This is a genomic window from Bacillus sp. D48C (assembly GCF_053345735.1).
In genome coordinates, this window is sequence record NZ_JBKFAQ010000005.1 from 132650 (window position 1) to 155279 (window position 22630).

General features: G+C 35.1%; 22 protein-coding genes and 1 riboswitch. Of the genes, 14 read left to right on the top strand and 8 right to left on the bottom strand.

Annotated features, from left to right (window positions below):
• Positions 1-23 precede the first annotated feature (23 nt).
• The 7 genes from ACLBXA_RS14795 to phaQ all read right to left on the bottom strand — a co-directional run bounded on the left by ACLBXA_RS14795 (position 24) and on the right by phaQ (position 5498).
• Complete coding sequence (locus tag ACLBXA_RS14795; protein WP_000893035.1) at positions 24-875, bottom strand: formate/nitrite transporter family protein; 852 nt, start codon at positions 873-875, stop codon at positions 24-26.
• Between the two features lie 202 nt (positions 876-1077).
• Positions 1078-1872, bottom strand: coding sequence for a TerC family protein (locus ACLBXA_RS14800; RefSeq protein WP_000383326.1), 795 nt, complete (start codon positions 1870-1872; stop codon positions 1078-1080).
• An 82-nt stretch (positions 1873-1954) separates the two neighbouring features.
• Positions 1955-2128, bottom strand: a riboswitch (yybP-ykoY riboswitch).
• Positions 2129-2166: 38 nt separating this feature from the next.
• A complete protein-coding gene (locus tag ACLBXA_RS14805) occupies positions 2167-3486 on the bottom strand; it encodes a TrkH family potassium uptake protein (protein ID WP_000822358.1) in 1320 nt (439 codons plus the stop codon).
• 114 nt (positions 3487-3600) lie between these two features.
• Positions 3601-3786, bottom strand: a complete 186-nt coding sequence (locus ACLBXA_RS14810) for an alpha/beta-type small acid-soluble spore protein (protein ID WP_000241212.1) — start codon at positions 3784-3786, stop codon at positions 3601-3603.
• A gap of 147 nt (positions 3787-3933) precedes the next feature.
• Positions 3934-4377 (bottom strand): MaoC family dehydratase, encoded by a 444-nt coding sequence (locus ACLBXA_RS14815; RefSeq protein WP_001067916.1) that lies wholly within the window; start codon positions 4375-4377, stop codon positions 3934-3936.
• A gap of 101 nt (positions 4378-4478) precedes the next feature.
• Entirely contained in the window at positions 4479-5003 is a 525-nt protein-coding gene (phaP, locus tag ACLBXA_RS14820) for a polyhydroxyalkanoic acid inclusion protein PhaP (RefSeq protein WP_000448596.1), read from the bottom strand.
• Between the two features lie 42 nt (positions 5004-5045).
• The gene (gene phaQ, locus ACLBXA_RS14825; RefSeq protein ID WP_000939954.1) at positions 5046-5498 is read right to left on the bottom strand and encodes a poly-beta-hydroxybutyrate-responsive repressor; all 453 of its coding nucleotides are present in this window, start codon (positions 5496-5498) and stop codon (positions 5046-5048) included.
• Positions 5499-5696: 198 nt separating this feature from the next.
• Here phaQ and phaR point away from each other — a divergent pair, with 198 nt between their 5' ends.
• The 5 genes from phaR (at position 5697) to ACLBXA_RS14850 (ending at position 10902) form a co-directional block, all read left to right on the top strand.
• Positions 5697-6179, top strand: a complete 483-nt coding sequence (gene phaR, locus ACLBXA_RS14830) for a polyhydroxyalkanoic acid synthase subunit PhaR (protein WP_000566941.1) — start codon at positions 5697-5699, stop codon at positions 6177-6179.
• 149 nt (positions 6180-6328) lie between these two features.
• Positions 6329-7072, top strand: coding sequence for an acetoacetyl-CoA reductase (locus ACLBXA_RS14835; RefSeq protein WP_000250407.1), 744 nt, complete (start codon positions 6329-6331; stop codon positions 7070-7072).
• A gap of 82 nt (positions 7073-7154) precedes the next feature.
• Positions 7155-8240 (top strand): class III poly(R)-hydroxyalkanoic acid synthase subunit PhaC, encoded by a 1086-nt coding sequence (gene phaC, locus ACLBXA_RS14840; RefSeq protein WP_000206331.1) that lies wholly within the window; start codon positions 7155-7157, stop codon positions 8238-8240.
• Positions 8241-8335: 95 nt separating this feature from the next.
• Positions 8336-9529 carry an NAD(P)/FAD-dependent oxidoreductase gene (locus ACLBXA_RS14845; protein ID WP_000772567.1) on the top strand — a complete coding sequence of 398 codons (1194 nt, stop codon included), beginning with the start codon at positions 8336-8338 and terminating at the stop codon, positions 9527-9529.
• Positions 9530-9552: 23 nt separating this feature from the next.
• A complete protein-coding gene (locus ACLBXA_RS14850) occupies positions 9553-10902 on the top strand; it encodes a TrkH family potassium uptake protein (protein ID WP_001204689.1) in 1350 nt (449 codons plus the stop codon).
• A gap of 38 nt (positions 10903-10940) precedes the next feature.
• On the opposite strand, the gene ACLBXA_RS14855 is transcribed toward ACLBXA_RS14850, so the two are convergent.
• Entirely contained in the window at positions 10941-11276 is a 336-nt protein-coding gene (locus ACLBXA_RS14855; protein ID WP_000726020.1) for a DUF3905 domain-containing protein, read from the bottom strand.
• Between the two features lie 148 nt (positions 11277-11424).
• Here ACLBXA_RS14855 and ACLBXA_RS14860 point away from each other — a divergent pair, with 148 nt between their 5' ends.
• From ACLBXA_RS14860 to ACLBXA_RS14900, 9 genes are all read left to right on the top strand, one after another.
• Positions 11425-11577, top strand: a complete 153-nt coding sequence (locus ACLBXA_RS14860) for a hypothetical protein (RefSeq protein ID WP_000240799.1) — start codon at positions 11425-11427, stop codon at positions 11575-11577.
• Positions 11578-11804: 227 nt separating this feature from the next.
• On the top strand, positions 11805-12881 hold the full coding sequence (locus ACLBXA_RS14865) for a putative 2-aminoethylphosphonate ABC transporter substrate-binding protein (RefSeq protein ID WP_000750915.1): 1077 nt from the start codon (positions 11805-11807) through the stop codon (positions 12879-12881).
• Between the two features lie 19 nt (positions 12882-12900).
• Complete coding sequence (locus ACLBXA_RS14870; RefSeq protein ID WP_000006195.1) at positions 12901-13902, top strand: putative 2-aminoethylphosphonate ABC transporter ATP-binding protein; 1002 nt, start codon at positions 12901-12903, stop codon at positions 13900-13902.
• Complete coding sequence (locus tag ACLBXA_RS14875) at positions 13903-15660, top strand: putative 2-aminoethylphosphonate ABC transporter permease subunit (RefSeq protein WP_000425527.1); 1758 nt, start codon at positions 13903-13905, stop codon at positions 15658-15660. It abuts the gene before it with no gap.
• A 21-nt stretch (positions 15661-15681) separates the two neighbouring features.
• Positions 15682-16476, top strand: coding sequence for a phosphonoacetaldehyde hydrolase (phnX, locus tag ACLBXA_RS14880; protein WP_000687386.1), 795 nt, complete (start codon positions 15682-15684; stop codon positions 16474-16476).
• 15 nt (positions 16477-16491) lie between these two features.
• On the top strand, positions 16492-17589 hold the full coding sequence (gene phnW, locus ACLBXA_RS14885; RefSeq protein ID WP_001004779.1) for a 2-aminoethylphosphonate--pyruvate transaminase: 1098 nt from the start codon (positions 16492-16494) through the stop codon (positions 17587-17589).
• Positions 17586-18770, top strand: a complete 1185-nt coding sequence (locus tag ACLBXA_RS14890) for a saccharopine dehydrogenase family protein (RefSeq protein WP_000862157.1) — start codon at positions 17586-17588, stop codon at positions 18768-18770. Before phnW ends, ACLBXA_RS14890 begins: the two co-directional genes overlap by 4 nt.
• 40 nt (positions 18771-18810) lie before the next feature.
• Entirely contained in the window at positions 18811-19593 is a 783-nt protein-coding gene (locus ACLBXA_RS14895; RefSeq protein ID WP_000117666.1) for a DeoR/GlpR family DNA-binding transcription regulator, read from the top strand.
• 438 nt (positions 19594-20031) lie between these two features.
• Positions 20032-22314 (top strand): NEAT domain-containing leucine-rich repeat protein, encoded by a 2283-nt coding sequence (locus ACLBXA_RS14900; RefSeq protein WP_000742628.1) that lies wholly within the window; start codon positions 20032-20034, stop codon positions 22312-22314.
• Positions 22315-22630: the final 316 nt, after the last annotated feature.

A 22630-nucleotide genomic window follows, 5' to 3' on the forward strand; every position in this document is an offset into this window, starting at 1 on the left:
TCCAAAGTAAAACTTTGGAGTTTTTAATGTTTCATATGTGCTTGTAAAGGAATAATCTCTTCTTGTTGAGCTGCTGCGATTTCAGTTTCTTCCTGTTGAACGTCAGGTGTTTTCTTAGTTAAGTAGTGGTATACCATACCGACAAATACTGATCCGCCAATAATGTTACCGATTGTAACAGGAATTAAGTTATGAATAGCACCTGAAAAAGAAATTGTCTCAGGATGCGGTGAAACTAAAGATAAAGCAAAGAGTGATAAGTTTGCAATACTATGTTCGTAACCAGATAAGAAGAATGTGAAAACAAGTAGCATCATGACCATTATTTTTGCTGTGTCACCTTTGACCTGAGAAGGTAAGAAGCAAGCAAGACATACGAGCCAGTTACATAAAATGGCTTTAAAGAATAACTGCATTGTAGGTGTGTTCATCTTTCCTTCAACGACTTTACTCATTAAGTGACCGTGATCAATTGCTTCAAAAATTCCAGTTGCGTAAAATAGTAAGGCAAAGAATAACGCGCCACCTAAGTTACCTGCGTAACAAGCAACCCAGTTACGCAGTGTATCAGAAATCGTTGTTTCCTTTCTTAAAGTTGCTACAGTAAAGTACATTGTGTTTCCAGTAAACAATTCAGCACCGCCATATATAATAAGTACGAGAGCAATCCCGAAAAACATAGAAGCAGCTAAATAAGTTGCTGGTGAATCCGCAATGTGAAAAAAATTACCTAATTTAAAACATAGTACAATAATAAAACCGATATAAATACCCGCAAGTGCAGCACGAATGAAATATTGCATTGGGTTTGTATCTAGCATTTTCTTTTTGCTTTTAGCCAGTTTGACAACATAATCTAGTCCTTGTTCTAGCATGAGTAATACGCTCCTTTAGTAAATCTTCTATAAATACTCCTTATATGAATAAAGTACATGGAATTGTTCTCACTTTCAATAAGTTTGTGCAATGTTTCACAAAAAGGACATACATATATTTAGAAAACGTTTACAAAAGATAGTATAATGGAATTTTTTCTGGATATTGAGAGGAAGAAAGCAAAAAGAAAAAGCGCTGTAATTACAGCGCTTTTTCGTCTAAATTCTTTTCTACTTTTACTTCTACTTCTTTTGAGAAGAACCAACCACCAACTGCGATTCCGACTAATACAATCCAGAATGTAAGCTTCCACGGAGTGGATTCTGGGAATGAATGTGGAATTACATTTAATGCAGGGTGTGCTAATGTATAAACTGCTAGCTTTACACCAACCCAACCTACAATTAAGAATGCTGCAGTTTCAAGTCCTGGTTTACGTTTTAAGATTTGTACGAAAGCAGTTGCTGCAAATCGCATAATGATTAATCCGATAAGTCCACCCACAAAGATAACAACGAATTGCCCAGTATCAAGACTACCAATTGTACCTAATCCTGTTTTTGGTAAAGTCATTGCTAGTGCAACAGCAGCTAAAATTGAATCAACTGCGAAGGCGATATCAGCAACCTCAACTTTAAATACAGTCCACCAAAAGTTCTCTTGTTTTTTCTTTGCTTCTTTTTCTTCAGTTTCTTCATCCGTATTCTTTTTAACATACGTTTTAAATAAGTGATTACCAGCGATAAACATAAGGTAGATGGCACCGATTGCTTGCACTTGCCATACATCGACTAAGAACGAAATCATAAATAACGATCCGAATCGGAAAACAAATGCCCCCGCTAATCCATAAAATAGTGCTTTCTTTCGTTTTTCTTCTGGTAAATGTTTTACCATAATTGCAAGAACAAGAGCGTTATCAGCCGCTAAAATTCCTTCAAGTGCAATTAGGATGAGTAATACCCAACCATACTCCAATAATAATGATACATCCATGTACATTCTCCTCTCATTTCTATAAGTTCTAAATAAGTGAAGAATTTCCCCACTATTTAGTTTCCCCATACTCCTGCCTATTAACTTTGGAAGAATCTGGAAATGAATACAAAAAAGACCTCTGCCGTTAATAGGCAAAGGTCTTGCTAGACATATGTAATGAAAATGCCAACAAAGCCGGAAGAACTAAGTTCTACGTAATGACGACTTTGTTTCCAAGAAATTTTCTTGGACGCTACTCCCCTTTGGAGATATGCTATTGTATTCTCATTATATGGATAATTTCTACGGTTGTCAACCTGTTAAAATATCTTCATTCGGATATTTTATTTTCCGGTTCTTTTTACGAGCAAATGAAAAAGCCAATGTTAAAGGACCCATTTTCCCAAAAAACATCATAAAGATAATAATAGCTTTTCCGATTATAGTTAAGTGGGGTGTTAAGTTCATACTGAGGCCAACAGTCCCAAATGCTGAAAATACTTCGAAAGCACTCATCAATAGAGGAACTCGCTCAGTAATACTCAAAATTAAAATAGCAAAAAAGATAAATGAAATGGAAATGATAGTAATAGTTAATGATTTGACAATGAGAGTATCTTTAATGGATTTTTTAAATACGACAATATCCTCTTGTTCTTGTAGAAATTTAAATACGCCAAAAAATATGATTAAAAATGTTGTTAACTTAATCCCACCACCCGTTGAAGCGCTACCAGCACCAATAAACATAAGGAGCATCATTAATAGGAGGGAAGGTTTTGACAATGTAGAAATATCAACTGTATTAAACCCGGCAGTTCGCGTCGAAATTGCTTGAAAATAAGAGGCTATTCCTTCTTCAAATGGGGTAAAACCTCTCATAGAAAGGGAGTTATGGAACTCGAATATAAAAATAAAAAGGGTAGCAATAATGTTGACGATTAGAGTAGAAGAAAGCATAAGTTTTGAATGTAGTGTAAGGTTTTTAAAGTTTTTCTTTCTTTTTATGTCTACGATTACTGTAAAACCTATTCCACCTAAAATGATGAGAGAGGAAATGACGAAATTGACAAGAATGCTATGAGAATGGGACATTAAATTATCGCTCCACACAGAAAAACCAGCATTGTTAAAGGCTGAGATTGAATGGAAAAAACTATAATAGATCCCTTTGGTAACCCCATATTTTGGTACCCACTCAAAAGAAAGAATTAAAGTAGCGATACATTCGACTGTAAAAGAGAATAAAAATAACGATTTGGCAAGACGGATGACGCCGCCGATATTCGTTTGATTTAATGCTTGTTGTAATAAAATACGGTTTTGAAGACCGATTTTTCTTCCGAGCATAATCGCAATTAAGACAGCAAAGCTCATAATGCCAAGCCCGCCAACTTGTATAAGCGCTAAAATGACACATTGTCCAAATAAAGTAAACATTTTTCCGGTATCTACAACACCAAGCCCAGTAACAGTACAAGCGGAAACGGTTGTAAATAAGGCATCGAGCCATGAAATGGACGTTGTCGTAGCAATGGGCAGTTTTAATAAGCATGTGCCGACAACTGATAATAGAAGAAAAGATAAAGTAAGAACGCGTGGAGGGCTCATGCTAATATTAATCCGTTTCATTTCACATATCGCTCCTTTCATTTTGCTTTGATTAGTATGTGAAAAAGCACTATTATGTATGTTGAAAATAGAAAGAGGCAGAGAATATCTGCCTCTAAGCCATATGTTATATTATTATCCACGTAATTGTTGTTGTGCTAAAGCAACAAGACGTTTTGTTACTTCACCGCCAACTGAACCGTTAGAACGAGATGCTGTATTAGACCCTAAGCTTACACCAAATTCTTGTGCAATCTCATATTTAAATTGTTCAAGCGCTTGCTCTGCACCTGGAACTAATAATTTGTTTGTTTTTACCATGTTGATACACATCCTTATGAGTAGTCCAGTTCAGCTAAGTTCTTATCTAAACTGGTAACGTTATTTTATGTGGAAATGACGTAGTCATACGCGGAAGTAATCGGTGCGATTAGAAGTTCTTGGATAGAAAAAAGAGTAGCAAATTTGCTACTCTTTTTTTAGTATTGTCGCCGTTCCTTCCACGACAATATCATCTGATTGATTATATATGTTTGTTTGCAACGTAATGATTTTTTTATCGTCACGCTTCTTAATAACCTCTGCCACAACACGAAGTGTATCACCGATTTTGACAGGGGCACGGAATGAAACATTTTGGGATAAATAAATCGTATTTTTGCCTGGGAGTTTCGTTCCAAGGATGGTAGAAATAAAACTCGAAACGAGCATACCGTGAGCAATACGTTCTTTAAACATTGTTGTTTTTGCAAAAGAATCTAAAATATGAATAGGATTCACATCTCCAGTCAATTTTGCAAAATTGATAACATCTTCATCCGTAATTGTTTTTGTAAGGGATGCTTGATCACCGACTTGAATCTCATCATAACGAAGCTCCGGAACAGTTTGTGCTTCTTGAAATGGATTCATTTTGTCCTCCTTCTTTTCCATATCGAAAAATGCTAGCCATCTTGATGTAGTAGGAGGAAGAAAGAGTTTTGTTTGTGCTGCAGTTAGCTCCCACATTTTTCTTACTTGATGGAAGTAAATAGATTTTTTGAATTTTCCTCGAACTTTTTTGCGAGTTCCAACTGTTTTGACTTGAACTCTTCCAAAAAACCCTCTAACTGTTTTTGAGCCTCTTCACGTTGTAATTGTTGTTGCTCAATAAATTGTTTTGTTGTTTCTTCAAATTGACCGCTTGTTTGTGTAAGGATTGACAAAGATGTTTTTGTAGGAGAAACAGTAAGTTGCTGCATATGAGCAGAAAGTTCCTTCCACTTGTCTTGCCACTCGTTAATTTGATCATTTAAGGAGTTTCCAGTTAATTGTTTCACGTAATCTGTATATTGGTTATTGAACTGAGCAGTGAGTTGTTGTAGTTCTTTTTCTAGTTCATCTACTCCTGATGTTAATTTATGCAAAGCGTCTTGTTGTTGTTTTAATGTTTCTAAAGTAAGTTGCTCTAATTGTTTCCCAGCTGAAGAGAAAAGGGAAAGTGATTGAGACCAGTTTTTCCAAAATGCATCGACTAATTCGTATGGTTTAGTTTCCATTGTTTGACCCCCAAATGTTTTTTTGCATATTGTGAACGCAGATTACTCTGCTGTACCACCAGGTGAAGATGAAGAATCCTTTTCATCCTTTTCTGGAGAAGTAGAAAATGGAAAGAATGCATTGGTGTATAACGTGAAAAACGTTCGCAACATATTTTGATAATGTTCAAAAGAAGTCGCACATGTTGTTAAATATTGCTCTCCATATTCAGTTAAAGAATAAATTCTTTTTGCCGGCCCTCCATCGCTTGTATCCCAAGTAGAAGAAATAAGGTTTTCTTTTTCTAATTTGCGTAGTGTTCTATAAACATTACCTTGGTCAACAGAAGAAAAGCCGATATCCATTAGCATTTGAATAAGTTTGTAACCATGAAGACTCCAGTCTTTTAGACAGAGAAGTAAGAAGGGAACTAAGAAGTTTTTTGGCATGGAGTTTGGTTGTTTCGCTTGGTTGTTCTCCAAACTTTCGCGTTGTTCTGGTTCATTTTGTAGCATGATTGTGCATCACCTCATGAATCAGTTAGATGGAATTTTTTGCTTATAAGTGCAATTTACACCTATCTGTTTTTAAAGTCAACACATTTGTTAGAAAATAGAAAAAAATAAAATATAGACTTGAAGTTTTATTCAGAATATTAGAAAATAGTGAATAGGTTGAATTGTTTCAAAAACGAAAAAGGGAGTGTAGGTAAAGTGATTGATCAAAAATTCGATCCACTACAAGCATGGAAAAATGCTTATGAACAAACCGAAACATTTTGGGGAAAAGCGCTCAATGAAACAATTAAAACAGAAGAATATTCTGCTTGGATGGGCAGCGTTCTAGATTTGAATTTGTTTTATCAAAAAGCATTAAATGATACGACAAAAAACTATTTAGAACAAGTAAATGTGCCGACGAAAGAGGATATCGCAAGAGTGGCTACGCTTGTTATTAACTTAGAAAATAAAGTAGATAACATTGAGGAGTTTCTAGAGGAGAAAGTAGATTCTTTAGGACAAGCTCCTACATTAAAGCGTGATGTGACGAAAGTGAAACAAGATATTCGTACGCTTGAAACAAAAGTAGATCAAATTTTAGAATTGCTAGAAAAGCAAAATGCAGTACTAGCTAAACTACAAGTACCTGTAAAAGAAGAGATAAAGCCTGCGAATAAGCCGGAAAATAAAAAATGATAAAAGCGCTTGTTTATAACAGGTAAAAGAGAGAGGGAGAATCTCTTTCACGTGTAAACGGCGAAACATAATTATATAGGGACTCTACAGTATGAGTACCAAAATGATTCATAACAATCGTTCACAAATTCATTTAAGGGGGAAAAGAAATGGTTCAATTAAATGGCAAAGTAGCAATCGTAACAGGTGGAGCAAAAGGGATTGGAAAAGCAATTACAGTAGCATTAGCACAAGAGGGAGCGAAAGTAGTTATTAACTATAATAGCAGTAAAGAAGCAGCTGAAAATTTAGTAAATGAACTAGGAAAAGATGGACATGACGTTTATGCAGTGCAAGCGGATGTTTCTAAAGTAGAAGATGCAAACCGACTTGTAGAAGAAGCTGTGAATCATTTTGGTAAAGTTGATATTCTTGTTAATAATGCTGGTATTACAAGAGATCGTACATTCAAAAAGTTAAATCGTGAAGATTGGGAGCGCGTAATTGACGTGAATTTAAGTAGCGTATTTAATACGACAAGCGCGGTTCTTCCATATATAACGGAAGCGGAAGAAGGAAGAATTATTAGCATTTCTTCTATTATTGGCCAAGCAGGTGGATTTGGCCAAACAAACTACTCAGCAGCAAAAGCGGGTATGTTAGGATTTACAAAATCATTAGCATTAGAACTTGCAAAAACAAATGTCACTGTAAATGCAATTTGCCCTGGATTTATTGATACTGAAATGGTAGCAGAAGTACCAGAAGAAGTACGTCAAAAAATCGTTGCAAAAATCCCGAAAAAACGTTTTGGTCAAGCTGATGAAATTGCAAAAGGTGTAGTATACCTATGCCGTGACGGTGCGTATATCACAGGTCAGCAATTAAACATTAACGGCGGATTATATATGTAATGAAGTAAGAAAAAAGTGCATATCCATAGCAGGAATGCACTTCTTTTTTTAGAAGGAAATCGACCAAAAAGGAGATAGGAAAATGACTACATTCGCAACAGAATGGGAAAAGCAATTAGAGCTATACCCAGAAGAGTACCGAAAAGCATACCGCCGAGTGAAAAGGGCGAGTGAAATTTTATTACGTGAACCAGAGCCGCAAGTAGGATTAACGCCGAAAGAGGTTATTTGGACGAAGAATAAGACGAAGCTTTATCGCTACATTCCAAAACAAGAAAAAACACAAAGAGTTCCAATTCTGTTAATATATGCTCTTATTAATAAACCATATATTATGGATTTAACTCCTGGAAATAGTTTAGTGGAATATCTAGTGGATCGTGGTTTTGATGTGTATATGCTTGATTGGGGCACATTTGGTTTAGAAGATAGTCATTTGAAATTTGATGATTTCGTGTTTGATTATATTGCAAAAGCAGTAAAAAAAGTAATGCGAACTGCAAAAGCGGACGAGATTTCTTTACTTGGTTATTGCATGGGTGGAACGCTAACTTCCATTTATGCAGCACTTCATCCGCACATGCCAATTCGTAATTTAATTTTCATGACAAGTCCTTTTGATTTCTCTGAAACAGGATTGTATGGTCCTTTATTAGATGAGAAATACTTCAATTTAGATAAAGCGGTTGATACATTTGGAAATATTCCGCCAGAAATGATTGATTTCGGAAACAAAATGTTAAAACCAATTACGAACTTTGTTGGTCCATATGTTGCTTTAGTAGATCGTTCAGAGAATGAGCGCTTCGTCGAAAGCTGGAGATTGGTTCAAAAGTGGGTTGGTGATGGTATTCCGTTCCCAGGTGAATCATACAGACAGTGGATTCGTGATTTTTATCAAAATAATAAACTGGTTAAGGGTGAACTTGTTATTCGCGGACAAAAGGTAGACCTTGCAAATATTAAGGCGAATGTCTTAAATATTTCCGGGAAACGTGATCATATCGCTTTGCCATGTCAAGTAGAAGCGTTACTAGACCATATTTCTAGCACAGATAAACAATATGTATGTTTACCGACAGGGCATATGTCTATTGTTTACGGTGGAACAGCTGTAAAACAAACATATCCGACGATTGGAAATTGGCTTGAAGAGCGTTCTAATTAAAAATAAAAAAATCCAACTAGCCTATGTTAGTTGGATTTTTTTATGGAAAATAACAAAACATAGAAAGGAGAAATTTATATTTTAGGAGTATGATTATGAAACTTATGACCGGTAAGTTGTTTTGGAATACAGGAGTTTCTGTACCTTGTTATCCACCGTTAGAAAGTGATATGATATGTGATGTACTTGTAGTCGGAAGTGGCGAAGCAGGTGCTCATATAGCGCATTCGTTAGCGAAAATTGGTATGAGTGTTACACTTATTGAAAAAAGAGCAATTGCGTGTGGTAGCACAGCTGCTAATACAGGTTTACTACAATTTCTTCATGATAAATCGTTAACTTCTCTTATTCATACATTTGGTAAAGAAAAAGGGGTACGAGCATATAAGCTTTGTTATGAAGCGCTAAGAACAATGGAAGAGGTTATACCGACTCTTGATATTGATCCCCATTTTATTCCGCGAAATAGTTTATATTATGCAAGTAAAAGTGAGGATGTCTCATTTTTACAAGAGGAATATAATACGTTACAGAATTATGGATTTCCAGTTGAATATTTTACAGAAGCTGATATTAAGAAACGTTATTCTTTTGCAAAACAAGCAGCGTTATATATGCAAGGTGATGCTGAGGTGAATCCGTATTTACTAGCGCATAGTTTTTTGCATAAAGCAAACCAAATGGGAGCTAATATATATGAACATACAGAGGCAATACATATAAAAAAACACCAAAATGATTTAATTTGTTACACGAAAACAGGAAATCAAATTGTAGCAAAGAATATTATTATGGCGACAGGTTATGAAGCGCTTTTTGGAAAGAAAGAAAAGAATACAACAGTAGAAACTTCTTATGCAATTGTAACAAATGAAATAAATCAGTTTGAAGGCTGGCATGAGCGATCGTTAATTTGGGAAACGGCACGGCCCTACTTATATTTTCGAACGTATCGAAACCGCATTATTGTAGGCGGATTAGATGAAGCGATACAAATTCAAACAATCGGTGATACGAAATTATTGCATAAGCGTGATATCCTTATTAATATTGTAAAAGAACTGTTCCCGCAGTATAAAAATATACAGGCAGACTACTATTGGGCAGCCGCATTTGGTGGTACTCATGATGGTCTCCCCATTTTAAAAGAAGACGAAAAGATACATAATTTGTTTTACGCATTGCCGTATGGAGGTAATGGAACTGTATATGGAATGGTCTTTGCCAAATTATTTGAGCAGTTATTTACAAATAAAGAAAGTAAAGATTTTTCTTTATTTAATCGATAGAAAAAAGGTAGCGAAGTGATGGAATGAGAGATATAAAAAAGTTTTTACAAAAATTACGTCCTGTACAACTCATCGTTTTGTTTTATTTATTAGCGGTAGTTGTATCGGTAATATTGCTTAGTTTCCCGTTTGTTACGAAGGCTGGTGTGAAATGGACATTTATAGATGCCCTCTTTACATCTGTTAGTGCGGTAAGTGTTACGGGACTGTCTGTTGTTACGATTTCAGATACATTTACTACGGCAGGAATTATTATGTTAGCCCTTATTTTACAATTAGGCGGCTTAGGGATTATGGCACTTGGTACGTTTGTTTGGATTATAACGGGGAAAAAAATCGGTTTGCAGAGAAGAAGACTCATTATGGCAGATCATAATCAAGGGAATTTATCAGGCCTTGTAGAATTGATGCGTTCTATTTTAATTGTAATTATTTCGATAGAACTTATTGGAGCAATACTATTAGGTACAAGATTTCTACTTTATTTTCCAACTTGGCAAGAAGCTTATTTCCACGGTTTCTTTGCCGCTGTTAGTGCAACTACGAACGGAGGATTTGATTTAACTGGACAATCACTAATTCCGTACAAAAAAGATTATATTGTGCAAATGATTCATATGTTGCTTATTATTTTAGGAGCGATTGGCTTCCCGGTGTTAATGGAAGTAAAACAATTCTTTAGTAAAAGGCGACAGCAACTATTCCGCTTTTCGTTATTTACAAAATTGACGACAACGACATTTTTTGCACTCGTTATCGTTGGAACAATTATGATTTTTCTACTAGAACGAAATCAGTTTTTAGCAGGAAAGTCATGGCATGAAACAGTTTTCTATACATTATTCCAATCTGTGACGACGCGAAGTGGTGGACTGGCTACAATGGATATACGTGAATTGTCACAACCGACGCTTTTATTTATGAGTATATTAATGTTTATAGGGGCATCTCCAAGTTCGGTTGGGGGCGGAATACGTACAACAACATTTGCTGTTAGTATATTGTCACTATACACCTTTGCAAGGGGCGGTAGAACAGTTAGAGTCTTCAAACGTCAGTTACATGAAGAGGATGTACTGAAAGCATCTGTCGTTATGACGATGGGGATTTTGTTATGTGCTACTGCGCTATTCGTTTTATCTATTACGGAAAATGTACCGCTTATGAGCTTAATTGTTGAGGTTTGTTCTGCTTTCGGAACGACAGGACTATCAACAGGTGTTACGCCTGATTTAACAACTATTGGGAAGCTTGTACTCATTGTGCTTATGTTTATCGGACGCGTTGGTATTTTAACATTTATTTTAGCTAGTGGTGGAAGGGAACAACCACCTCGCTATAAATACCCGAAAGAACGGATTATTATTGGATAGTATGAAACCATTCTACCTATGTTAGGTAGAATGGTTTTTTAGTCGTTAATGCCAAATTGTGGATGCATAAAAGCTTCATTTTTATTATCTGATTCGTTTTTTAGCAACTCTTGATTTTCTTCTGAAATCCACCCAATATCATTTGTAGGATGGATCCACTCATCACCAGCCATAATGGCAGGATCTACTTCATCACTCCAATTGTTAAGTGGACTGTTCTCGGAATTATATTTACTGTCTCCAATTACAACATCATATGGATTCACAAAAGGTTGTTGCATCGTTTTTCCTGTTCCTTTAAAAGATGGAAAATTCATTTGATGCGGGAGCGTTTCGTCTAAAATTGGTGATTGAATCTTTTCTTTTTTCTTCAAAATCATCGCTCCTTTTTATAATGATTTCTTCATACGTAGTATTTCCATCGAACGCCTCTTATGTACTTGTTAACACTTGCCAGTAATAATTATTTTAAATTGTTTCAAACTAGAGTAGAAAGTGATTTCTTGAGAGCAGGTGAATGTATTGGTAAAAAGAAAAGTAAAACAAAATGCGGCAATCAATAATAATAAAACTCCGAAAGAAAGCTTACCAGATGCAGAATTTGCATTAGAGTATGAAGGAGAAAATAGCGCAAAGTATGCTAATCGTAATTCAAAAAAAGGGAAACAAAAATGAGGCGTTTTTACAAACGCCTCATTTTTTTGTGGGATTATAAAGGTTTTTTTAATTATTTGTAAATTTAGTGTTTTCTATTAGCAGAAAAATGCGAAAAAACATAGAAGTAGCAACGTATTACACAAAAACAAACAACAAACAAAAGATTAATGTTGGTTTAATACTGCTTTTACACTAGTTGTTTATATTTGAGTTGTACATAAGATTTGTAAAAGGAGAGAGAAACAGTGAAAAAAACAATCTTTAAAGCTGTAGCGACTGGAATGGTATTTTCGTTATTAATGGGGTGTGGTGCAAAGAAGGAAGAAAGTGCTGGAGCGAAAGTGAAAGATGAAAAATTATCTGGATCATTAACTGTTTACACAGCAATTGAAGAAGAGCTTGTACCAATTTATCTTGATTCCTTTAAAAAGAAATATCCTGATGTGAAATTAAACATTGTACGTGATTCAACAGGAGTTATTACTGCGAAATTGCTAGCTGAAGGGAAAAATACACAAGCAGATGTTGTATGGGGAACTGCGGCATCAAGTCTATTAGCTTTAGATAAAAAAGATATGTTAAAAGGATACTCTCCAAAAGGAACAGATCGTGTTCTTCCGCAATTTAAAGATGATAAGCAACCTGAAAAATGGGTAGGAAATACTGCATTTATGACGGGGATTGCTGTAAATAAAGAAGAATTAAAGAAGAAAAATTTACCGATGCCAGAATCATATGAAGATTTAACGAAACCAGAGTATAAAGGAACACTTGTTATGCCACATCCAGCATCATCTGGAACAGGGTTTTTAACAGTTTCTGCATGGCTACAAATCATGGGTGAAGATAAAGGCTGGGATTACATGAAGAAACTTCATGATAATATGGCAAGTTATACGCATTCAGGATCAAAACCAGCAAAATTAGCAGGAGCAGGTGAATATCCAGTCGGTGTATCAATGGTTTATAGTGCTTTAAAAGAAAAACAAAAAGGTGCCCCAGTTGAAGTTGTACTGCCGAAAGAAGGATTAGGATGGGAAGTAGAAGCGAACGCACTTATTAAGAAAGATAATGCGAAAAATGATAAATTAGCGCAAGCATTTTTAGATTGGGCAATTACTGATGATGTAATGAAGTTATACTTTGAGAAAAATGGATTTGCGACAATTAAAAATGACTATAAACTTCCAGAGGGATTCCCGAAAGATGTTACTGAAAAATTATATAAAAAGAATGACTTTAAATGGGCAGCAGAAAATCGTGACAAAATTTTAGAAAAATGGGAAAAAGAGTTTGGCCAAAAAGCAGAACCGAAAAAGTAAGTGAGTGGGAGAGAGAAAAATGAGCGAATATTTATCAATTCAACACATTCAAAAACAGTTTGATGCATTTACAGCGTTAAAAGATATTTCTTTTACTGTGAACAAAAATGAGTTTGTTTGTTTATTAGGCCCAAGTGGTTGTGGGAAAACGACGTTGCTTCGCATTTTAGCGGGACTAGAGGAACCAACGACTGGCAGTATAGCTGTGAATGGAAAAGATATTACAGCATTGCCTCCTGGAAAGAGAAACTTCGGAATGGTTTTCCAATCGTATGCTTTATTTCCGAATTTAACAGCACTTGAAAATATTGAATACGGCTTAAAGACAAAAAAATATGGGAAAGCAGAAGTGAAAGAGAAAGCGCTAGATGCGTTAAAACTTGTAGATTTGCTGAATGTAAAAGATAAATATCCTGCTCAAATGTCTGGTGGACAACAGCAGCGAGTAGCACTTGCACGTGCGCTCGCTCTGTCTCCAGATATTTTGTTACTCGATGAGCCGTTATCAGCTTTAGATGCAAAAGTGCGTGAAAAATTACGTAGAGAAATGCGTGATTTGCAAGAGGAAATAGGAATAACGACGATTATGGTAACGCATGATCAAGAAGAGGCATTAACGATGGCTGATAAAATTGTTGTAATGAATCATGCGGAAATTATGCAGATTGGAACACCAGAGGAGATTTATCAAAGACCAGCCAATCCGTTTGTGGCAGATTTTATTGGTTCTATTAATTTCTTTTCGAAAAATAACGAAGAACATGCAATTCGTCCTGAACATGTAACAATTGTACAAAAGGAAGGTATTAAAACAGTTGTGGAAAGTATGGAATTTCGCGGATCCGTATATCGGACGGAAGTGCGAGTCATAGAAGAAAACACACACCTTTATAATGAGAAAATTGTAGTGGATATATTAGCATCAGAAGTAGAAGCAACCGCTATTAGAAAAGGAAAGCCGATTCAAATCTCTTTCTCAGAAAATCATATGTTGTCATATGGAAAGAAGGTCATTGTATAGATGGAGATGTTAGAAAACTATAAGGTAGAAAGTACGAAAAAAAAGATTAAGAGAAGTATTGGGAAAGAGGAATGGATCCAAAGGCTCGTAATTATCGGTATGATCCTTTCCTTCCTTATCATACTTGTATTGCCGCTATTACAAATATTTACACAAGCTTTTTATAATAAAGATGGAGTTTTCATTGGTTTAGCGAATTTCAGTAAATATTTCACAACACCAACTTTAGTTCAGTCTTTACAAAATACAGTATGGATTTCGGGCGCAACAACAATTATTTCAGTTGCAATCGCATTCGTTTACGCATATGCAATTGCCCGTACGAATGTTTTTGGAAAGCGTGTATTTCAGTATGTAGCGTTATTACCATTGTTCGCACCAACGATGATGCACGGTATAGCACTTACATATTTATTTGGTAATCAAGGGCTAGTAACGAAAGGGATGTTTGGGTTATTTGAAGGTATACAAATCCCTTTATATGGACCAGTAGGAATTGTAATAGCTGAAGTTATGTATACATTTCCGCAAGCATTTCTTATATTGCTAATTGCCTTTCAAGGATCTGATTATCGATTATATGAAGCTTCTAATATGTTAGGGGCGAGTAAAACAAAGCAATTTTTCACGGTTACTTTACCTAGTGTAAAGTACGGATTAATTAGTGCAATGTTTGTTGTGTTTACACTTAGTTTTACTGATTTTGGGGCACCAAAAATTGTTGGTGGGCAATATAATGTGCTTGCTACTGACGTATACAAACAAGTAATTGGACAGCAAAATATGCCGATGGGTGCAACTGTCGGAATGATTTTATTAATCCCAGCTATATTCGCATTTGTAGTTGATCGTATTACGCAAAGAAAGCAGGCGAATTTCTTATCTTCAAAAGCAGTACCATACAGAATAATAGCTAATAAGAAAAGAGATGTAATCTCATTCATATATTGTAGTGTAATTACACTTATGATCATTCTATTATTTGTTGCAGTTGGTATTGCTGCAAGTGTGAAAGTATGGCCATATAATATGAGTTTTACATTTGAGCATTTTAATTTTTCAAGTTTAACAGGAGATGGACTTGAAGCATTTAAAAATAGCGTAATTGTTTCAGCAGTTACAGCAGTTATTGGGGCGATTTTAACATTTGTATTCGCATATGCAATTGAGAAAATAGACCAGCTACAATTTTTTAGAAAAACAGGTTACTTTTTCTCTATAGTGCCGTTAGCGATACCAGGTTTAGTACTCGGATTAGGATATGTCTTTTTCTTTAGTCAACCAACGATTCAAATTCTGGGACTATCAGTAACGAATCCGTTTCATTCTTTATACGGAACAATCGCTGTGTTAGTACTAGTAAATATCATTCATTTTTATTCTGTAACATTTGTCACGGCAACGACTGCCTTAAAGAAATTAGACCGAGAGTTTGAGCTTGTTTCGCAGTCAATGGGTATTCCGTTTTATAAAACATTCTTTAGAGTAACAGTACCAATGTGTTTACCAGCAATTTTAGAAATGGTGATGTACTACTTCGTAAATTCGATGGTAACTGTGTCAGCAGTTGTATTCTTATATGCAGCTGATTTTAAACTAGCTGCCGTATCAATCGTAAATATGGATGATGCAGGAAATGTAGCGCCAGCAGCTGCAATGAGTGTACTTATTGTTATTACAAATATTGTAGTGAGAGTTGTATATGAATGGGGAACGAAAGCACTTCGTAACCGAACTTCGCAATGGCAAAAAAGATAAATAAGAAGGGTGATGGACAGAATGAAAATTGAAGCAGTTATTTTTGATTGGGCAGGTACGACAGTTGATTACGGATGTTTTGCACCACTAGAAGTATTCATGAAGATTTTTCATAAACGCGGCGTTGAAATTACAGTAGAAGAAGCACGTAAGCCAATGGGATTATTAAAAATAGATCATGTAAGGGCACTAACAGAAATGCCTCGTATTGCGGATGAGTGGAAGCGTGTCTTCGGTCAATTACCAACAGAAGTAGACATTCATGAGATGTATGAAGAGTTTGAAGAAATTCTCTTTTCTATTTTGCCAAGTTATGCTACGCCGATTGAGGGGGTAAAAGAAGTAATCGCTTCTTTACGTGAGAGAGGCATTAAAATCGGTTCAACAACTGGTTATACGAGAGAAATGATGGATATTGTTGCAAAGGAAGCAGCGTTACAAGGATATAAACCTGATTTTCTTGTTACGCCAGATGATGTTCCAGCAGGCCGTCCATATCCATGGATGTGCTATAAAAATGCAATGGAACTTGATGTGTATCCGATGAATCATATGATAAAAGTAGGGGACACAGTATCAGATATGAAAGAAGGTAGAAATGCTGGAATGTGGACAGTTGGCGTAATTCTTGGAAGTAGTGAGCTCGGTTTAACGGAAGAGGAAGTGGAGAGTATGGATTCGGTAGAGCTTCGTGAAAAAATAGAAGTAGTTCGTAATCGGTTTGTTGAAAATGGGGCTCATTTTACGATTGAAACGATGCAGGAGCTCGAAAATATAATAGAACATATCGAGAAACAAGAACTAATTATTTCATAAAAGGGGCACTGGATCATGAATGAAAATCACTATTTATTATTAACACCAGGACCATTAACGACAACAAAATCAGTAAAAGAAGTTATGCTATACGATTGGTGTACGTGGGATGTTGAATATAATACGATGGTGCAAGAAGTAAGAGCTAAACTTGTATCATTAGCGACGAAGGAAGAAGAGAAATATACAACAGTGTTAATGCAAGGAAGCGGTACGTTTTCAGTTGAAGCAGTAATTGGTTCTGTTATTCCGGCAAATGGGAAGCTTCTCGTTTGTACAAATGGTGCGTACGGTAAGCGCATCGTGCAAATGGCAGAGATGTTACAGATTGATGTAGTGGTCAGTCAAACAGAAGAGTGGGAACCTACTAATATTGTAGAAGTAGAAAAGTTATTGCAAGAAGATAAAGAGATTACGCATATTGCAGTTGTTCATTGTGAAACAACGACAGGTATTATAAATCCAATTGTAGATGTATGTAAATTAGGAAAGCAGTATGGAAAGGTTACAATTGTTGATGCGATGAGTAGTTTCGGCGGGATTGAAATAGACATTGCTGATTTACAAATTGATTTTTTAATTAGTAGTGCAAATAAGTGTATTCAAGGGGTTCCTGGATTCGGATTTGTAATCGCAAAACGTGATGAATTATTGAAGTGTAAAGGAAAAGGACGTTCTTTATCTCTTGATTTATATGATCAATGGGAAACGATGGAAAAACAAAATGGGAAATGGCGTTTTACTTCACCTACACATGTTGTACATGCTTTTTATCAAGCACTACTTGAACTAGAAAAAGAGGGGGGAGTGAGAGCGCGTTACAATCGATATTACAACAATCAAAAACTACTAGTGAATAGAATGGGAGAAATCGGATTTAAGCCACTAGTAGATGAGAAATATCAATCTCCTATTATTACATCTTTCATTTATCCAAAAGAGGGGTTCGAGTTTCAACAGTTATATAACGAATTAAAGCGTTATGGATTTGTTATTTACCCTGGAAAAATTTCGAAAGTAGATACGTTTCGCATTGGAAATATCGGTGATGTACATGAAGAAGATATTAATCGCTTAGTTGATAGTATTGCTAAAGGAGCTGTTATTGGATGAAAGTATTTTGCTTAGGTGGAGCAGGTAAAATTTGTCGTGAAGCTATTTTGGATTTAGTTCAATTTTCATCTTTTGAGACGATTACAGTAGCTGATTTTAACGAGGAAGAGGGCCGTAAAGTAGTAGAATGGCTCAACGATCCTCGTGTTGATTTTGTAAAAGTAGATGTAACGAATCACGAGGATACGGTTGCAAAAATGATTGGTTATGACATTGTAATGGACGGTACGACGATAAAGCTAAACGGATTGTCGACCCGCTGTATTGCAGAAGCAGGGTGTCACGGTGTGAACTTAAATGGATTTGGCGAAGAAAATGAATCGCATGCTATATTTGTTCAAAACGAAAAAACATGTTTACCTGGATTTGGCATGACGCCAGGTGTAACGCAAATGATGGCAATGCATGCAGCAAATCAACTGGATACTGTAGATACGATCCGCGTAAGTCACGGTTCGTATCGTCCGATTGCTTTTTCTGCATCAATTACAGAGACAACGACATATGAATATGATCCACATTTACCATCGCGTACAGTGTATGAAGATGGTGAATTTAAGCAAGTACTTCCGTTTGCGCGTCCAAGAGAAATAGAATTGCCAGCGCCTTATGGTAAGACAACGCAGTATATAATCCCGCATTCTGAAACAATTACGTTAGCAAAGGCACTAGAAAATAAAGGTATCAAACTGATAGAGACGAGAGGAACTTGGCCAAAGCAAAATATGCAACTTGTACATGCTTTATATGATTACGGCATATTGCGTAATGATCAGATTGAAATAAATGGGAAAGAAATTGGTATTATGGATTGTATTTCGCAGTATTTATTACAATCGAAAGAAGGACAAGAAACAGAGGTTTATGGTTATGCACTTCATGTAGAAGTAATAGGTATGAAAAATAATGAGAAGCAAAGACATGTATTATATCATACACATCCGTTATCTGATGGCTCTGTTGTAGGATGGGAAAAATTAAGAGCTTATACGAGAAACGTAGGTATTCCATTTGGGATTGCTGCAGAGTTAATTGCAAATGGAAATGTAAATAGGGTGGGTGTTGTTACGCCTGAAGAAGCTTTTGAAAATCCACAATTGATTTTTGATGAGCTAGCAAAGCGCGGTATTCATATTCATGAAAAAGTTTCTGCTTATAAAGAAAATTACAACCTTGTATAAATAAGGAAGTTTATGAGGGAGATATAAATGAGGTGAAGCTATGTCTGTAGTAGGAGAAGAAAGAAAGCGAACCATTCTTGAAAAGGTAGAATTTAAAGGGAAAGTAAAGGTTTCAGAATTAGCTAGAGAATTTGCTGTATCAACAGAAACGATTCGTCGATATTTAGAAGAATTAGATCGTGAAAAGAAGTTGAAAAAAGTGTATGGTGGAGCTGTTCAACTTCCAGGCGCTGGGGTAGAGGCACCAATGTTAGAAAGAGAAATGCTACATATAGAAGAGAAGAAAAGAATTGGTTATAAAGCAGCGACATTTGTAGAAGATGGTGATGTCATTGCAATTGATGATGGAAGTACACCGCTTCAAATGGTTCCATACCTTGTTCATCGTAAAAACTTAACGATTGTAACAAGTTCATTTCCAGTCGCAACACAATTAATTTCTTCTATTAATAAAAAGATGTTTCACGGTGAAGTTTTATTTATAGGTGGAAAAGTATCTCCAAAGCATTCGCGTGTATCAGGGTCTATTTCTCAGCAAGTAATACAGCAATTCCATTTTCATAAAGCGTTCGTTTCGATTGATGGGCTATTACCTAGTTTTGGAGTTTCCAGCTTTGAATTAGAGAAAGCGAAATTGTCAGAGGCGATGATGAAATTAGCTGAGAAAACATATATTTTATGTGATCATACGAAGGTAGGCGTGAAAGGGAATTATCGTATAGCAGCATTTTCACGTATTCAACATGTAATTTGTGATAAAAAAATGCCATATAGTTTTGAAGAAGAACTTATGAAGCATAATATTCAGTGGACAGTTTGTTAAATACAGTGAAAGTACCTAAACTCCCGCCTAATTTTTAGGAGGGAGTTTTATTGTCTGTAAATCGTAAAATAAAAGATTTGCATTTATGCAAAAAGTGGACACATTTTCTCATCTCTTTCATATAATTTACCAATACAAAAAAAGTTGGTTGAAGGAAAGAAGGGAGAACATGTCAGAACGAATATATAATAAACTTGTATTGTACGCGAATATTTTGCGAAAAATCGGTGTCATCAATGAGAAGGAAAAAAGTGAAATTCTTCATACGATAGGTAAAAAAGCCCTTTGAATAAAGGGCTTTTTATTATTTATCTTTAAAAATATAAATTTAATGTAATATTCTCATTGACAATGATAATGAGATTCATTATCATTTATTTGTGGATAATTGATAAGTATTATCAATTATAAAAATTATATATGATAGGGGATATTATTTTGAAAAAAAATTATATGAAGGCGCTAGTAGTAGCGACAACATTAGCAATTCCATTTGCTACGTACTCTACTCCAGCATTAGCAGCACTAAAAGTTGAAGCAAATCAATCGGTAGCAGCAGCGAGTGATCGCACGTATGATACTGAGATTAAAATATATAAGGATCAAAAAGACGAGCCATCTATGGTTTCTCAATATATAAAAGATCCTAAAGTAACAATTGCAGCTGGCAAAAAAATTGTCACTGTAACAATGCAAGATAGCGATTATTTTCAATATCTTAGAATAGAAGATAGAAACCAGCCTGGTGTATTTCATGATGTGAAAGTTTTGTCAGAAGATAAGAGGAAGAATGGAACGAAAGTAGTTCAATTTGAAATTGGCGAGTTTGAGAAGAAGCACAATATGCAAATGCATATACTTATTCCAGCTATTGGATATGATCACAAATATCAAGTTCAATTTGAAATTAAAGATCCAACTGTAGGTAACAAAGAAACAGAGAAACCAGATGATAACTCTAATTCAGGCAATACGGAAACGGATAATCCAGTTGATAATCAAAACATGATAACAGATAACAAATTAAGAGAACTTGTTAATAAAAAAGTATTTAATAGAAAAGATTTAAATACACCAATTACGAAAGAAGAGTTATTACAAGTAAAGGATTTGTTTTTAAATACAAACGAGATACTTGATTATAGTGCATTAAAATATATGCCAAATTTAAAATCTTTAACAGTTGCGAATGCAAAGATAAAAGATCCGTCGTTCTTTGCGAACCTAAAGCAATTAAATCATTTAGCTTTGCGTGGTAATGAGTTTTCAGATGTAACGCCACTTGTTAAGATGAATAATTTAGAGTCTCTTGATTTAAGTAATAATAAAATTACAAATGTTGCACCACTAACTGAAATGAAAAATGTAAAAACTTTATATCTATCAGGCAACCAAATAGAAGATGTAACAGCATTAGCGAAAATGGAACAACTAGATTACTTGAATTTAGCAAATAATAAAATTAAGAACGTTGCTCCATTAAGTGCTTTAAAAAATGTAACATACTTAACTTTAGCAGGTAATCAAATTGAAGATATTAAACCGTTATATTCATTACCTTTAAAAGATTTAGTATTAACGCGTAATAATGTTAAAGATTTATCGGGTATTGATCAAATGAATCAATTAAATAAATTATTTGTCGGGAAAAATCAAATTAAAGATGTGACACCACTTGCTAAAATGACTCAGCTTACAGAATTAGATTTACCCAATAATGAATTAAAAGATATTACTCCATTATCAAGTCTAGTAAACTTACAAAAGCTTGATTTAGAAGCGAATTATATTACAGACTTATCACCAGTGAGCAATTTGAAAAAATTAGTATTTCTAAGTTTTGTTGCAAATGAAATCCGTGATGTCCGACCAGTTATAGAACTAAGTAAGACGGCTTATATCAATGTCCAAAACCAAAAAGTATTTTTAGAGGAAACAGAAGTAAATAAAGAAGTAAAAGTACCTATATATGAAAAAGATGGTGAGATTTCTACGAAAATTCGTCTGAAGAGCGATAACGGTACGTATAGTAATGGTGTAGTGAAATGGAGTACACCAGGTGAGAAAGTATATGAATTTGGTGTGAAAGATCCATTTGCGGATACAGGAATCTTCTTTACAGGGTCTGTTATTCAAAATGTAGTAGAAAGTAAAGACGGTAATACATCTAAAGAAGATGAGAAAACAGAAGTGGTAGAATTTAAAGATGTACCAAAGGGACATTGGTCAGAAGAAGCAATTAATTACTTAGCGAAAGAAAAGTTATTTATAGGCTATGGAAATGGTGAATTTGGATTTGGTGATAACATTACTCGTGGACAAGTAGCTCTTCTAATACAAAGGTATTTAAAATTAGAAAATAATCTAGAACCAAAAACGGCATTTACAGATACGAAAGGAAATATGTATGAAACGGCTATTGATGCAGTGGTTCAAGCTGGTATTATGACAGGGTATGGAAATGATATATTCCGTCCAGATGGAGTATTAACTCGATATGAAATGTCAGTAGTACTACAAAGAGTATTTCAGTTAAAAGAAAATGAAAATAGTGCAGAGAATTTCAAAGATATACCAAATGGCCATTGGGCGAAAGGATATGTGAAAGCTCTAGTAGATAATAAAATATCAAAAGGTGACGGGGAAGGGAATTTTTTAGGAGATAATTTCGTAACACGTGAACAATATGCACAGTTTTTGTATAATGCAATAAAGAAATAAAGTGAAACTTTAATCAGTGGGGGTTTTGTTTATCCCCCACTGATTATTAGCCCTCACCAATCGGGCTTTTACGGGCAGAGCCCGATCCCCGCCTAACTTCTTTGCTTTCGCTGCATTTTGAGGTGGGGGTCTTACTGCCTAGCAAATAGCGGGATAAAAAGTGAGGAAAATGCACTATTCTTTAATTAAAGAATAGTGCATTTTTTTATGTACAAAATGAAATAGGCAATAGATAGGAGTATAGACATATGAATAGCCTATTTTAAAGAAGAACCGCGAAACTATATTGACAAAAAAGCATTCTCATGTGATAATT

Excerpts from the sequence above, each read along its gene's own strand:
- ACLBXA_RS14850 (WP_001204689.1), top strand. The coding sequence starts at position 9,553 with ATGAGAGATATAAAAAAGTTTTTACAAAAATTACGTCCTGTACAACTC.
- ACLBXA_RS14890 (WP_000862157.1), top strand. The coding sequence starts at position 17,586 with ATGAAAGTATTTTGCTTAGGTGGAGCAGGTAAAATTTGTCGTGAAGCT.
- ACLBXA_RS14870 (WP_000006195.1), top strand. The coding sequence starts at position 12,901 with ATGAGCGAATATTTATCAATTCAACACATTCAAAAACAGTTTGATGCA.
- phnX (WP_000687386.1), top strand. The coding sequence starts at position 15,682 with ATGAAAATTGAAGCAGTTATTTTTGATTGGGCAGGTACGACAGTTGAT.
- ACLBXA_RS14845 (WP_000772567.1), top strand. The coding sequence starts at position 8,336 with ATGAAACTTATGACCGGTAAGTTGTTTTGGAATACAGGAGTTTCTGTA.
- phaQ (WP_000939954.1), bottom strand. The coding sequence starts at position 5,498 with ATGCTACAAAATGAACCAGAACAACGCGAAAGTTTGGAGAACAACCAA.
- ACLBXA_RS14795 (WP_000893035.1), bottom strand. The coding sequence starts at position 875 with ATGCTAGAACAAGGACTAGATTATGTTGTCAAACTGGCTAAAAGCAAA.
- phnW (WP_001004779.1), top strand. The coding sequence starts at position 16,492 with ATGAATGAAAATCACTATTTATTATTAACACCAGGACCATTAACGACA.
- ACLBXA_RS14835 (WP_000250407.1), top strand. The coding sequence starts at position 6,329 with ATGGTTCAATTAAATGGCAAAGTAGCAATCGTAACAGGTGGAGCAAAA.
- phaC (WP_000206331.1), top strand. The coding sequence starts at position 7,155 with ATGACTACATTCGCAACAGAATGGGAAAAGCAATTAGAGCTATACCCA.
- ACLBXA_RS14805 (WP_000822358.1), bottom strand. The coding sequence starts at position 3,486 with ATGAAACGGATTAATATTAGCATGAGCCCTCCACGCGTTCTTACTTTA.
- phaP (WP_000448596.1), bottom strand. The coding sequence starts at position 5,003 with ATGGAAACTAAACCATACGAATTAGTCGATGCATTTTGGAAAAACTGG.
- ACLBXA_RS14815 (WP_001067916.1), bottom strand. The coding sequence starts at position 4,377 with ATGAATCCATTTCAAGAAGCACAAACTGTTCCGGAGCTTCGTTATGAT.
- ACLBXA_RS14810 (WP_000241212.1), bottom strand. The coding sequence starts at position 3,786 with ATGGTAAAAACAAACAAATTATTAGTTCCAGGTGCAGAGCAAGCGCTT.
- ACLBXA_RS14875 (WP_000425527.1), top strand. The coding sequence starts at position 13,903 with ATGGAGATGTTAGAAAACTATAAGGTAGAAAGTACGAAAAAAAAGATT.
- ACLBXA_RS14800 (WP_000383326.1), bottom strand. The coding sequence starts at position 1,872 with ATGGATGTATCATTATTATTGGAGTATGGTTGGGTATTACTCATCCTA.
- ACLBXA_RS14895 (WP_000117666.1), top strand. The coding sequence starts at position 18,811 with ATGTCTGTAGTAGGAGAAGAAAGAAAGCGAACCATTCTTGAAAAGGTA.